The organism is Streptomyces violaceus (genome assembly GCF_036014075.1).
Lineage (GTDB): Bacteria > Actinomycetota > Actinomycetes > Streptomycetales > Streptomycetaceae > Streptomyces > Streptomyces violaceus.
Genome location: NZ_CP107911.1, coordinates 7,674,818 through 7,687,962, shown reverse-complemented (window position 1 = coordinate 7,687,962; position 13,145 = coordinate 7,674,818). Strand labels below are relative to the sequence as shown.

General features: G+C 72.6%; 10 protein-coding genes and 2 pseudogenes. 7 read left to right on the top strand and 5 right to left on the bottom strand.

All coding sequences use genetic code 11. The annotated features are described in order from the left end of the window. Positions 1 to 3: 3 nt before the first annotated feature. Together OG542_RS34660 and OG542_RS34655 are read right to left on the bottom strand one after the other, a co-directional pair. Positions 4 to 765: a GntR family transcriptional regulator gene (locus tag OG542_RS34660; protein ID WP_311130159.1), complete on the bottom strand. Its 762-nt coding sequence runs from the start codon at positions 763 to 765 to the stop codon at positions 4 to 6. A gap of 167 nt (positions 766 to 932) precedes the next feature. After that, a complete protein-coding gene (locus OG542_RS34655) occupies positions 933 to 1,817 on the bottom strand; it encodes an RNA polymerase sigma-70 factor (protein ID WP_311130160.1) in 885 nt (294 codons plus the stop codon). A gap of 109 nt (positions 1,818 to 1,926) precedes the next feature. On the opposite strand from OG542_RS34655, the pseudogene OG542_RS34650 reads away from it, so the two are divergent. The 5 genes and pseudogenes from OG542_RS34650 (at position 1,927) to OG542_RS34630 (ending at position 8,106) form a co-directional block, all read left to right on the top strand. Next, a pseudogene (locus OG542_RS34650) lies at positions 1,927 to 2,581 on the top strand (NADPH-dependent F420 reductase). 107 nt (positions 2,582 to 2,688) lie between these two features. Continuing rightward, the gene (locus OG542_RS34645) at positions 2,689 to 3,519 is read left to right on the top strand and encodes an alpha/beta fold hydrolase (protein WP_311130161.1); all 831 of its coding nucleotides are present in this window, start codon (positions 2,689 to 2,691) and stop codon (positions 3,517 to 3,519) included. 48 nt (positions 3,520 to 3,567) lie between these two features. Beyond that, positions 3,568 to 5,009 (top strand): annotated as a pseudogene (gene pdxR / locus OG542_RS34640) (MocR-like pyridoxine biosynthesis transcription factor PdxR). Positions 5,010 to 5,147: 138 nt separating this feature from the next. After that, positions 5,148 to 6,722: an alkaline phosphatase D family protein gene (locus OG542_RS34635; RefSeq protein WP_328416022.1), complete on the top strand. Its 1,575-nt coding sequence runs from the start codon at positions 5,148 to 5,150 to the stop codon at positions 6,720 to 6,722. A 187-nt stretch (positions 6,723 to 6,909) separates the two neighbouring features. Then, positions 6,910 to 8,106, top strand: coding sequence for a GNAT family N-acetyltransferase (locus tag OG542_RS34630; protein ID WP_328418227.1), 1,197 nt, complete (start codon positions 6,910 to 6,912; stop codon positions 8,104 to 8,106). 4 nt (positions 8,107 to 8,110) lie between these two features. On the opposite strand, the gene OG542_RS34625 is transcribed toward OG542_RS34630, so the two are convergent. Next, positions 8,111 to 9,319, bottom strand: a complete 1,209-nt coding sequence (locus OG542_RS34625; protein WP_328418226.1) for a trans-sulfuration enzyme family protein — start codon at positions 9,317 to 9,319, stop codon at positions 8,111 to 8,113. A gap of 66 nt (positions 9,320 to 9,385) precedes the next feature. Between OG542_RS34625 and OG542_RS34620 the strand changes: the two genes are divergently transcribed. Further along, positions 9,386 to 9,877: an Lrp/AsnC family transcriptional regulator gene (locus OG542_RS34620; protein ID WP_184599557.1), complete on the top strand. Its 492-nt coding sequence runs from the start codon at positions 9,386 to 9,388 to the stop codon at positions 9,875 to 9,877. A gap of 31 nt (positions 9,878 to 9,908) precedes the next feature. Continuing rightward, the gene (locus OG542_RS34615) at positions 9,909 to 11,600 is read left to right on the top strand and encodes a DUF885 domain-containing protein (RefSeq protein ID WP_328416020.1); all 1,692 of its coding nucleotides are present in this window, start codon (positions 9,909 to 9,911) and stop codon (positions 11,598 to 11,600) included. Here the strand turns inward: OG542_RS34615 and OG542_RS34610 are convergent, their stop codons facing one another. Both OG542_RS34610 and OG542_RS34605 read right to left on the bottom strand, forming a co-directional pair. Beyond that, a complete protein-coding gene (locus OG542_RS34610) occupies positions 11,601 to 12,434 on the bottom strand; it encodes an SDR family oxidoreductase (RefSeq protein WP_328416018.1) in 834 nt (277 codons plus the stop codon). Positions 12,435 to 12,582: 148 nt separating this feature from the next. After that, positions 12,583 to 13,101 (bottom strand): immunity 21 family protein, encoded by a 519-nt coding sequence (locus OG542_RS34605; protein WP_311130166.1) that lies wholly within the window; start codon positions 13,099 to 13,101, stop codon positions 12,583 to 12,585. Positions 13,102 to 13,145: the final 44 nt, after the last annotated feature.

The window sequence follows — 13,145 nt, the reverse complement described above, 5'->3', positions numbered from 1 at the left end:
CGGTCAGGAGGCCTGCCGCTGAGGCCCGTCGTGGATCTCCACCCCACCCGAGTCGCCGAAGGTCAACCGGCACGTGTCAGCACGATACGTAGCCACCGAAAGCGCAGCCGTACGCCCCGCGACGACGAACCGCGTCGTCACGACGAGAACGGGCGCCCCGGGAAGCCGATCCAGCTCCTTCGCATCGTCCGCCCCGGCGGAGCCGAGCTCCACCGCGTTCTCCTGCCGCTCCAGCTCCAGCCGCTGCAGCTCACGCAGCACCGCACGGGCGCGTGCCGCTCCGGACGGCGCGTCGATGCCGGAGAGCTCGGGCACCGAGGCCTGCGGAATGTAGAGCAGCTCGGCGGCCACCGGCCGGCCGTGCGAGACACGGGAGCGCCGCACGATGTGCACCGACTCGTCGCGGCCGGTCTCCAGCGCGTCGGCGACGGCCGCGGACGGCACCGCCGCCGCGCAGTCGACGGGCTGCCAGGCATCCTCGGAGCCGCCGGGCCAGGTGTGCGGGCCGGTGCCGAGGGAGACGCCCATGCGGGGCGGGGCGACGGTCGTGCCGACACCTCGGCGGCGCTGCAGCCTGCCTTCCAGTTCGAGCTGCTCCAGAGCCTGGCGGAGCGTGGCGCGGGCGACGCCGAAGCGGGCCGCGAGGTCACGCTCGTTGGGCAGGATCTCCCCCACCGAGAACTCCGAGTCGAGCGCTTCACTGAGCACCGTCTTGAGCTGCCAGTATTTCGGTTCCGGCACCGATTCCAGCTGCGTGGTCCCCACCCTGTCCTCCGCAATCGCCCTGGTCGGCGGCGTTTTCGCGCCTTGTTTTTTAAAGGTTGTTTCACTTCTCTGCGACCATAGGACGGCCCTGATCCTTGGTCAAGACCAATGCCCGGGAACGTTCACGGGCCGTTCATCCGAGGTCTACGGGGCTACGACGACACCGGCTACTCGGCGGCCAGCGACCGGAGCTTGTCGGGGTTCCGGACGATGTAGACCGCTTGGACCCGCCCGTCGGCGACGTCGAGCTGGAAGACGGAGTCGGGCTTGCCGCCGGACAGGACCAGCACGGCCGGGCCGCCGTTGAGCTCCAGGAAGCGCACGGAGAAGTCCGGGACGCCCTTCTGCGCGGCACCGACGAGGAAGCGGCCCACCTTGTCCGCGGTCTGCAGGGCCCGCAGCGGCGCCCGCGCCTTGCCGCCGCTGTCGCCGACGAGACGGACGTCCGGGGCGAGGAGCGCCATCAGTCCTTCGAGGTCGCCGTCCGCCGCGGCGGCGAGGAATCGTTCGGTGAGGTCGCGGCGCTGGGCCGGGTCGACCTCGTAGCGGGGCCGCCGCTCCTCGACATGCTTGCGGGCCCGTCCGGCCAGTTGGCGCACCGCCGGTTCGCCGCGGTCGAGCATGGCGGCGATGTCGGCGTACGGGAAACCGAAGGCCTCGCGCAGCACGAACACGGCGCGCTCCAGCGGTGACAGCGACTCCAGCACGACGAGGACGGCGAGGGAGACGGAGTCGGCGAGCACGGCACGCTCGGCGGTGTCCGGCACGGTGTCGCCGAAGTCGGTGACGTACGGCTCGGGCAGCCACGGGCCGACGTAGGTCTCCCCGCGGGACTTGATCTGGCGCAGCCGGTCGATGGCGAGGCGGGTCGTGATCCGGACGAGGTAGCCGCGCGGTTCGCGCACGTCGCCGCGGTCGCTGCCCGACCAGCGCAGCCAGGCCTCCTGGACCACGTCCTCCGCGTCGGCCACGCGGCCGAGCATGCGGTAGGCGACGCCCAGCAGGACGGGGCGGTGTGCTTCGAAGACGTCGGTCGCGGTCTCGGTGGTCACGGCTCCATCCCAGCCCACCGGTGCGGCCCTGTCCAGGCGGAATCGCCCCTTCCCGGACAGAATGGCCGACAGGACGCCGGTGATCGCCGGCAGGGTTCCGGAGGTGGCGATGCGGTACGCGGTTCTGGGCACGGGCGAGGTCGGGCGCACCCTCGGCGGGCCGACTGGTGGAGCTGGGGCACGAGGTGCGGCTCGGCTCGCGTACGAGGGAGAATCCGGCGGCTCTGGAGTGGGCCGCCGCCGCGGGTGCCGGGGCGGGCGCGGGCACGTTCGCGGAGGCGGCGGCGTTCGGTGAGGTCGTGGTGAACGCGGTGGGCGGGCGGGTGGCCCTCGCCGCGCTGGAGGCGGCGGGTCCGGAGAACCTCGGCGGGAAGGTCCTTGTGGACGTCTCCAACCCGCTGGCGTCCGAGGAGGGCGAGCTGCGGCTGTCCCCCGTCGAGTCGGACAGCGTGGGCGAGCAGATCCAGCGGGCCTTTCCGCACGCCCGCGTGGTGAAGACGCTCAACACCGTCAACTGCCGGGTGATGGTGGATCCGGCGCGGGTGCCCGGCGAGCACCACGTCTTCGTCTGCGGGGCGGACGAGGGCGCCAAGGAACAGGTGACGGCCCTGCTCGGGGAGTTCGGCTGGCCTCGGGAGCGGGTGCTCGACCTCGGCGGCATCCGGGCGGCGCGCGCCGTGGAGATGTGGCTGCCGCTGTGGGTCGGCCTGATGCGGAAGTTCGGGCACGCGGACTTCAACCTGGAGCTGCGCCGGGCCCGTTGAGCGGTCCGGGGTCGTGAAGGTGGCAGCGACTCGGGGCTACCCGTCGGTAGCAATTGCTGACAAGCTGTCTACAGCGTCCGTCAGCGAGTACAGCCGAGGAGCACCCCATGTCCGCCACCGTCTCCTTCAAAGTCGCCTCCGCGCACGGCGAACAGAACGTGACCCTGTCCTACACGCGCCGGGGCAGCGGCGACCCGTTGCTCCTGCTGCACGGCATCGGCCACCACCGGCAGGTGTGGGACCCGGTGATACCCGCCCTGGCGGCCGAGCGCGATGTGATCGCCGTGGACCTGCCCGGATGCGGCGAGTCGCCGGCACTGCCGGACGGCATGGCGCACGACCTGTCGACGATGAACACCGTCCTCGTGGCATTGTGCGAGGCGCTGGGGATCGAACGGCCGCACGTGGCGGGCAACTCGCTGGGCGGTCTGCTGGCGCTGGACCTGGCCCGGGCGCGGCTCGTCCGCTCCGTCACCGCGCTGTCCCCCGCGGGGTTCTGGAACAAGGCCGAGCGTCGCTATGCCTTCGCGGTGCTGATGGCCATGCGGCAGATAGCCCAGCGGATGCCGCTGCCGGTCGTCGAACGGCTGGCCCGCCCGGCGATCGGCCGGACGCTGCTGACGAGCACCATCTACGCCCGCCCGGGCCGCCGTTCGCCCGAGGCCGTGATCGCCGAGACACTGGCCCTGGCCCGGGCCCAGGGCTTCTCCGAGACCCTCCGCTCCGGCAGGACCGTGCAGTTCACCGACGACATCGTGGGCACACCGGTCACCGTGGCCTGGGGCAGCCGGGACCGGCTCCTCATCCCCCGCCAGGGCGTACGGGCCAAGGGCGTCATCCCCGGGGCCCGGCTGGTACGGCTGCCGGGCTGCGGCCACGTCCCGATGAACGACGACCCGGCACTGGTCGCCAGGGTCGTCCTCGACGGCAGCCGCTGATCCGTACCGAGGCCTGCGCGCGGCGAGGAGCCTCTAAGGTCTCCCTTCATGAAGCCACCGCAGAGCGCCCCGGGCACCGGTGCCGCGTCCGCCGCCTGGGAGCTGCTGCTCCCCGCCGCCGCGGCACCGGCACGCACGCGTGGCCGGTCCCTCCAGGCGGCGCTGCGCGAAGCGGTCCGCTCGGGCCGGCTCGCGCCGGGCACCCGGTTGCCGTCCAGCCGGGATCTCGCTGCGGACCTGGGGGTGTCGCGGGGGCTGGTCACGGAGGCGTACGAGCAGCTGACGGCGGAGGGCTATCTGCGCAGCGGACGGGGCGCCGGGACCTGGGTGGGCGCGGCCGCACGGGCCGCCGCCCGGCCGCGGGCGCACGACCTCGCCCCGCGCTCCCCCGGTGCCCGCGCGGACTTCGTGCCCGGCACGCCGGACCTGTCGCTGTTCCCGCGCTCGGCGTGGGCCGCCGCGCAGCGCGATGTGCTGGCGGAACTGCCGCACCAGGACCTGGGGTACCCCGATCCGCGCGGGCTGCCCCGGCTGCGCACCGCGCTGGCCGCACTGCTCGCCCGGCGGCGGGGCGTGGTGGCCGACCCGGAGCGGATCGTGGTGGTCTCCGGGGTCGCCCAGGCGACGACCCTGCTCGGTTTCGCGCTGCACGCGCGCGGTGCGCGTACCGTCGGGGTGGAGGACCCCGGCAGTCCTCAGCACGACGCGCTGTACACCTCGGCCGGGGTCACCGCCGTCCCGCTGCCCGTGGACGGCGAGGGGATCGCCATGAAGCCGCTGCGGGCGTCGGGCGTACGGGCCGTGGTGACGACTCCGGCCCACCAGTTCCCCACCGGCATCGCCTACTCGGCAGACCGCCGTGCGCGCTGCTGGACTGGGCGCGGGACGTGGACGGCATCGTCCTGGAGGACGACTACGACGGCGACTTCCGCTACGACCGCGCCCCCGTCGGCGCGCTCCAGGGCCTCGACCCGGACCATGTCGCCTACACGGGCTCCGTCAGCAAGTCCCTCGCCCCGGGGCTGCGGCTGGGCTGGCTGCTGGTGCCCGAGTCCTGGGCGGAGGAGATCGTCGAACGCAAACGCACGATGGACCTCGGACACCCGGCCCTCGACCAGGCCCTGTTCGCCCGTTTCCTGGAACGCGGCGACTACGACCGCCAGCTGCGCCGCTGCCAGCGCGCCTACCGCGAGCGGCGTGACGCGCTGGTCGCCGCCCTGGACGAGCACTTCCCCGGCTCGGAGGTGTCCGGGATCGCCGCGGGCCTGCATGTGATCGCCACGCTGCCGGAGCGGTACGGCCCCGAGGAGCGGTTCCTCGCCCGCGTGGCGGAGGCCGGGGTGGCCGTACGCCCGCTGTCGTCCTGCACCCACCCGCGGACCGAGAGCGCCGAGACGAAGCAGGTGCGGCTCGCCCTGGGCTACGCGCATGTGCCGCCCGCCCGGATCGCCGAGGGCGTACGCCTGATGGCACAGGCGGCCACCGGGTGACTCCGGCGGGCCGGCCCGCGCGTGCCGGTTCCCCCACCCCTGCGGTCAGTTGTTCACTTGGGGTTCGTGTGTGCGCTGCGGCGTGCCAGTAGTTGTGGCTCTGCACACTGGCCGGATCCCGTCCCTGGAGGCGTATCCATGTCCCACCGTCCGTTCCCCGGGCGCCGCAGCGTCCTGCGGGGCTCCCTCGCCGCGTCGGCGGCCCTGTCCCTGCCCACCGCGCTCGGAGCGGCGCCGGCCTTCGCCCGGTCCGGGCGGCCGAAGGCGGGGTGGGGTGTGCAGGCGGGAGACGTGACCTGCGACTCCGGGCTGGTGTGGGTGCGGTCCGACCGGCCCGCCCGGATGATCGTCGAGACATCGGCGACCGAGTCGTTCCGCAACCCGCGCAGATGGCACGGCCCGCTGCTGGGCCCGGGCACGGACTTCACCGGCACGACCCCGCTGCGCGGACTGCCGTCCGGCGAGCAGATCCACTACCGCGTGCTGCTCGCCGACCCGGACGACCCGCGCCGCACCGGCGAGCCGGTCACCGGCAGCTTCCGCACCGCGTCGGCCAAACGCCGCGACGGGGTGCGGTTCGTCTGGTCCGGCGACCTGGCCGGGCAGGGCTGGGGCATCAACCCGGACCTGGGCGGCTACCGGATCTACGAGGCGATGGGCGCCCTGGACCCGGACTTCTTCCTCTGCAGCGGCGACAACATCTACGCCGACGGCCCGCTCACCGAGACCGTGGCCCTGCCCGGCGGGCGGACCTGGCGGAACATCACCACTCAGGAGAAGGCGAAGGTCGCCGAGACCCTGGCGGAGTTCCGCGGCAACTTCCGCTACAACCTCCTGGACGAGAACCTGCGCGCCTTCAACGCCCGGGTCCCGTCCATCATCCAGTGGGACGACCACGAGGTCACCAACAACTGGTACCCGGGCGAGATCCTGGGCGACACCCGGTACACCGAGAAGAACGTGGACGTGCTCGCCTCCCGCGCCCGCCAGGCCTTCTCGGAGTACTTCCCGATCTCGACACTGCGCCGCCCCGGCGGCCGGGTCCACCGCGTGCAGCACCACGGCCCGCTGCTGGACGTCTTCGTCCTGGACATGCGCACCTACCGCAACGCCAACTCGACGGACGACCAGCCCACCGACCCGCAGGGCATCCTGGGCCGCGAGCAGCTGGAGTGGCTCAAGCGCGAACTGTCCCGCTCCCGGGCGGTGTGGAAGGTGATCGCCTCCGACATGCCGATCGGTCTGGTCGTCCCGGACACCGGCGACGGCAAGCCGAACATCGAGGCCGTCGCCCAGGGCGACCCCGGCCAACCGCTGGGCCGCGAACTGCAGATCGCCGAACTGCTGCGGTTCGTCAAGCACCGGCGGATCACGGGCACGGTGTGGCTGACGGCCGACGTGCACTATACCTCGGCGCAGCACTACCAGCCGTCGAAGGCGGCCTTCACCGACTTCGAGCCGTTCTGGGAGTTCGTGTCGGGCCCGCTCAACGCCGGTGCCTTCCCGGCGAACACGCTCGACGGCACCTTCGGCCCGGACCGCGTGTTCCTCAAGGCGCCGACGACCGCCAACGTCTCGCCCGCCGACGGCTACCAGTTCTTCGGCGAGGTCGACATCGACGGCGGCAGCGGCGAGCTGACGGTCCGTCTGCGTGAGCAGGACGGCACCGTGCTGTTCACGCAGGTGCTCCAGCCGGGCCGGGTCGGCCAGTAGGTTCAGTGGGTCCGGTAAGTACGGAGCGCAACGTTTGAAGCGTCGACAAAGGGGGCAGACTGCCCCCTTTACCCGCCAGTCACAAAGAGTTCGCGATCACGCAACACCATTCCGTCACAGTGGGTGCATGACGCGAAAAACGACTGAAGCGACGCACCTGAAGAACAACTGCCGCCCCGCCACCACGATGCGGCGGTTCACCACGGCGTTCCGGGCCTGGCGGACACGACGCCACGAAAACGCGCCGCCGACGGACCATACGGGGTCCCCGGCACCGGAGCCGGTGCCGGGGGCGAGCACGCTGTGGCGGATGCGGACCACGGTGCAGGACGAGCCGGGGTCGCTGGCGGCGCTGTGCACGGCCCTCGCCGGGCAGCGCGTCGACATCCTGAGCCTGCAGACGCATCCGCTGGCCGAGGGCACGGTGGACGAGTTCCTGCTGCGGGCCCCGGGTGAGCTGCCGGCGTCCGGCATCGCCACGGCTGTCCGGACGGCCGGCGGCACCGACACCTGGATCGAGCGGGCGGACGCCCACGACCTGGTGGACGCGCCGACCCGGGTCCTGGGACTCGCCGCCCGCACCGCCCTGGACGCCGCGGAACTGCCGCTGGCCCTGCGCCAGTTGCTGGGCCGCTGCACGATCCGCTCCCAGCCCGCACCGGCCGGCGGCGACCGGGCGCCCGGCGGCGTGCCGGTGGAGGGAGCCCTCGACGACACCGTGCTGCGCCTGCGAGCCCCGGAAGGCGGAGTGATCACCGTGGAGCGGCCGTATCTGCCGTTCACCCCGACCGAGTTCGCCCGGGCCAGGGCCTTGGTGGAGCTGGACGCCCGGCTGGGCCCTCGCGTCCCGCACGGCCGGGACGTGCTCACCCTCGCCGAGGGCGCCGACATCACCGTGCGCCGGGCCGACACCCGTGATCTGGAGCCGGCCCGGGCCATGCACGAGCGGTGCTCGGACCGCACGCTGAGGCTTCGCTACCACGGTCCGGTCGGCGATGCGGACCGGTATCTGAACCACCTGCTCAGCCCCCGCTTCGGCCGTACGCTCGCCGTGCAGACCGCGTCGGGGCGCGTCGTCGGGCTCGGGCATCTGCTGTGGGACGGGGACGAGACGGAGGTCGCGCTGATCGTCGAGGATGCCTGGCAGCGGCGGGGTGTGGGCGCCGAGTTGCTGCGCAGGCTGGTGGCGATGGCGGTCGACGCTGGGTGCGCCAGCGTGTACGCCGTGACGCAGGCTTCCAACACGGGCATGGTCGCGGCGATGCGGGGGCTTGGGCTTCCGCTCGACTATCAGGTCGAGGAGGGGACGCTGGTCATCACGGCGCGACTGGGTGAGCCGGTTGCGTCGGCTGCGGGTGAGTTGGGGAGTGCTTCGGCGCCGTAGGGGTTCAACATCCGTGGGCGGCCGCGAGTCCGTTGTGGCTGGCCGCGCAGTTCCGCGCGCCCCTGAAGGGGCGTCCCAGCGCTTGGTCGAGATCTGACCACAGGTCCTCCACGTCCTCCAACCCCACCGACATCCTCAACAGCCGGTCGCTCACCCCGGCGTCGCGTCGGTCGTCCGCGTCCACGATGCGGTGGCTGATGGACGCCGGGTGCTGGATGAGGGTGTCGACGCTGCCGAGGCTGACGGCGGGGGTGATCAGGCGGACGCCGGCGATGACCTCGTGCGGGTCGCCGTGCACCTCGAAGGAGACCATCGCGCCGCCGATGCGCGGGTAGTGCACGCGGGTCACTCGCGGGTCGGCGGCCAGGCGGCGGGCGAGTTCCGCGGCGTTGGCGGAGGCGGCCCGGACCCGTACGGGGAGGGTGGACAGTCCGCGCAGCAGCAGGTAGCCGGCCAGCGGGTGCAGCACACCGCCCGTGGCGAACCGCACCTGGCGCAGCCTGCCGGCGGACTCCTCGTCGCAGGCGATCACGCCTGCCAGCACGTCGCCGTGTCCGCCGAGGTACTTGGTGGCGCTGTGCAGCACCAGCCGCGCCCCCTGCTCGGCGGGGCGCTGGAGGACCGGGGTGGCGAAGGTGTTGTCCACGAGCAGCGGGACCGAGCCGCAGGCGTGTGCGAGGGCCCGCACGTCGACCTCGGCGAGCGTGGGGTTGGCCGGGGACTCCACCAGGACCAGCCCGGTGTCCGGGCGGAGCGCGTCGGCGACTCCGGCCGGGTCGGTCCAGGTCACCTCCGAGCCCAGCAGCCCGGCGGTCAGCAGATGGTCGCTGCATCCGTAGAGGGGACGGACGGCCACCACGTGCCGCAGCCCCATCGAGGCGCGTACGAGCAGGACGGCGCTGAGCGCGGCCATGCCGCTGGCGAACGCGACCGCCGCCTCGGTGCCCTCCAGGCGGGCCAGCGCGGTCTCGAAGCGGGCGACGGTCGGATTGCCCAGCCGTCCGTAGACCGGCGGGCCGTCCGGCTCCGTGCCGGTGGCGGCGAACGCGTCGATCCGGGCCGCCTCGCCGCGGCTGTCGTACGACGGGTAGGTGGTGGACAGGTCGATCGGCGGGGCGTGCAGCCCCTGCCGGGCGAGGTCGTCCCGCCCGGCGTGGACGGCCTCGGTGGCGAGTGCCCTCGGTGCGGTACCCGTGTTCATGTCCATGTCCATTTCCATGGAGGGAAGAGTGAACACTGACCGGTTCTGCGCGGAAGAATGCCGTGTTACGTTCGGCCGATGGCCGAATCTGTCGTACTGGACCCGGTGGATCTCCACCTTCTGCGACTGTTGCAGAACGACGCCCGGGCGACGTACCGGGATCTCGCCGCGCAGGTCGGCGTGGCGCCGTCGACCTGTCTGGACCGGGTGACCCGGCTGCGCCGCTCGGGCGTGATCCTCGGGCACCGGCTGGAGCTCGATCCGGCCAAGCTGGGGCGAGGCCTCGAGGCGCTGCTGTCGGTACAGGTCAGGCCGCACCGGCGGGAGCTGGTGGGCCCGTTCGTGGAGCGGATCCGGGCACTGTCGGAGTCGCGGACCGTGTTCCACCTGACCGGCCCGGACGACTATCTCGTCCATGTCGCGGTCGCCGACATGGCCGACCTGCAGCGGCTCGTGCTGGACGAGTTCACCTCGCGGCGGGAGGTGGCGCGCGTGGAGACCCGGCTGATCTTCCAGCAGTGGGAGTGCGGACCGCTGCTGCCGCCTTCGCCCTCGGCTCAATCCGGATGACGTGCGCTTCCCGGCGTACGAGGATGGCCGCATGTCTGAGATCAAGAGCCCGCTGCCCCGTGAGGTCGCCGACACGTACGTCGACGAGCTCATCGCCCTCGACCCGATCACCGGCACGTTCCTCGGCGTACAGGAGAGTTCCAGCAGGCTGCCCGACACCTCACCCGCGGGCCAGGAGGCGTCCGCGGAGCTGGCGCGCCGGACGCTGGCCCGGCTGGACGAGGCCGAGCGGCTGCCCGGCGCGGACAGTGACATCGAACGCCGCTGCGCACGCCTCCTGCGCGAACGGCTGGGCGCCGAACTCGCCGTGCACGAGGCCGACGAGAGCCTGCGTTCCGTCAGCAACCTGAGCTCCATCGCCCATGCGGTGCGGCAGGTGTTCACCGTGACGCCGGCGCAGACGGAGAAGGACTGGACGGCGATCGCCGAGCGGCTGTGCGCGGTCCCGGCCGCGCTCGAGGGGTACCGGGAGTCCCTGGCGCTCGGCCTGGAGCGGAAGCTGCACGGCGGGCCCCGCGCCACGGCCACGTTCGTGGAGCAGCTCGGCGAGTGGGCCGACGCGGACGGCGCGGGCCACGGCTGGTTCGAGCAGTTCGCGGCCGCCGGCCCCGAGTCCCTGCGCTCCGAGCTGGACGCCGCCGCCCGCTCGGCCACCGAGGCCGTCGTACGGCTGCGCGACTGGATGCGGGACGTGTACGCACCGGGTATCGAGGGCGCGCCGGACGTGGTGGGCCGGGAGCGGTACGCGCGCTGGGTGCGCTACTTCAACGGCACGGACCTCGACCTGGACGAGGCGTACGCCTACGGCTGGTCCGAGTACCACCGCCTCCTCGGCGAGATGAAGACCGAGGCCGAGAAGATCCTGCCCGGCGCGGCCACGCCGTGGGTGGCGCTGGCGCACCTGGACGAGCACGGCACGCACATCGAGGGCGTCGACGAGGTCCGCGACTGGCTGCAGTCCCTGATGGACGAGGCGATGGACGCGCTCGACGGGACCCACTTCGACCTGGCCGAGCGGGTGCGCCGGGTGGAGTCGCGCATCGCCCCTCCGGGCAGCGCCGCGGCCCCGTACTACACGCCGCCGTCGGACGACTTCTCGCGGCCGGGCTGCACCTGGCTGCCGACCATGGGCGAGACGCGCTTCCCCCTCTACGACCTGGTGTCGACCTGGTACCACGAGGGCGTCCCCGGCCACCACCTCCAGCTGGCCCAGTGGAAGCACGTGGCGCAGGACCTCTCCCGCTACCAGGCGAGCGTCGGCATGGTGAGCGCCAACGCCGAGGGCTGGGCGCTGTACGCGGAGCGGCTGATGGACGAACTGGGCTTCCTGACGGACCCGGAGCGCCGGCTGGGCTACCTGGACGCGCAGATGATGCGGGCCGTGCGCGTCATCATCGACATCGGCATGCACCTGGAGCTGACCATCCCGGACAACTCCCCCTTCCACCCCGGGGAACGCTGGACGCCCGAGCTGGCGCAGGAGTTCTTCGGATCGCACAGCAGCCGCCCCGCGGACTTCGTGGAGAGCGAGCTGACGCGCTATCTGTCCATGCCGGGCCAGGCCATCGGCTACAAGCTCGGCGAGCGGGCCTGGCTGCTGGGCCGCGAGAACGCCCGCGCCAGGCACGGCGACGCCTTCGACCCGAAGGCGTGGCACATGGCCGCGCTGTCGCAGGGCTCGCTGGGGCTGGACGATCTGGTGGACGAACTGTCCGCCCTCTGATCAGCGCCGGAAACCACCCTCGGAGTTGATGACCTCACCGGTGATCCAGCCCGCCTCGTCCGTCGCGAGCCAGGCGATGAGGCGTGCCGGGTCGTCGGGCATGCCCCACCGGCCGGCGGGGAAGCCGTCCGCCACGGCCTGGTAGGCCTCGCCGGTGAGGTAGTCCGTGTCCACGGGACCGGGGTTGACGGTGTTCACCGTGATCCCCTGTTCGACGAGGGTGGTCGACAGGGAGCGGGTGATCGACGCGAGGGCGCCCTTCTGGAGGGCGTAGGCGATCTCGCCTGGCATACCGCTCGCGATGTCCTGGCCTGACGTCATCATCACGACGCGGCCTCCGGGGCCCGGTGGCCGCAGCCTGGCGTGTGCCTGGACGAGCAGCAGGACCGAGCGGGTGTCGACCGCCCAGTGCCTGTCGAGCATCGTCGTGTCGATCTCGTCCAGGGAGCCGTCGAATCCGCTCTGCGCGTGATTGGCGACGAGGATGTCCAGCCGCCCGCCGAGCGCGTGGGCGGCCCTGGCGACCAGTTCGCCGGGCACGGCCGGGTCGGCCAGATCACCGGGCCCGGCGACGACCCGTGCTTCGGGGTCACCGAGTGCATCGCGCACGGACGCCACCACGTCCTCGGGCCGGTCGGCGCCCCAGGGCATGCCCGCATCGTGCGGCACATGATGATGCAGATAGACACTCGCCCCGTAAGCGGCGAGCCGCCGGGCCACGGCATGCCCGATCCCACCCCGCCGACTGGCCCCGGTCACCAGGGCGGTGCGCCCGCGCAGGGGCAGGGGGTCACGGCGCAGTTCTTCGGGGCTGGGGTGAGGAAGTCGAGGCATACGGATCATCGTGGCCGGGCTTCTCGAGCGACGCACACGATTTTCGCCCGTTCCTCGGGGGCGCGGGGCTGTGCTGATATGCGGCTCCGCCGCGTGGGCGCGACCAGCCACAGACAACCCGCACGCGCCAACGGCCGACGACCGCCGGCTACCTCGGCGCCGACAACCGAAGCTGCACCAGACCCAGCCACGTCTCAGGTCCCGGCTGCACCCGAGCCGCCCGAACCGAATAACGCCCCGGCTCCAGAACAACCCGCACGCGGTCACTCCCCGAAGGCTCGCCCCCCGGCCAGGCCGCGTCGAACAGAAGGACGGCCCCCGGCACGTCCCAGCTGACCTCCGGCTCCCACTCCGCCGTATCGACAGCCACCGGCACACTCGCCAGCAACTCGTCCTCGGAATGCCCCGCGCACCACCGCACGAACACGCCCTGGTCGGGCAGGTAAGCCGTCGAGGCGGGCTCGTCACCCAGCACCAGCGCCGTGCAGTCGCCGACCGGCAGCAACCCGACGTGTCCGTCCACCTCACAGGCCCGGTCGTAGTCGGACGCCGTCTCCTCGCCGTCCGCACCCGCCCAGAACGGCAGAACCGTCTCGGGCACCGCTATCAGCGGTCCGCCGCCCGACTCCACCCACTCCACCGTGCCCGGCTCCGCGTATCGCACCATGAGGCAAGAACCTACAACGCTGACTCGCCGCACCGTGCCGCGGG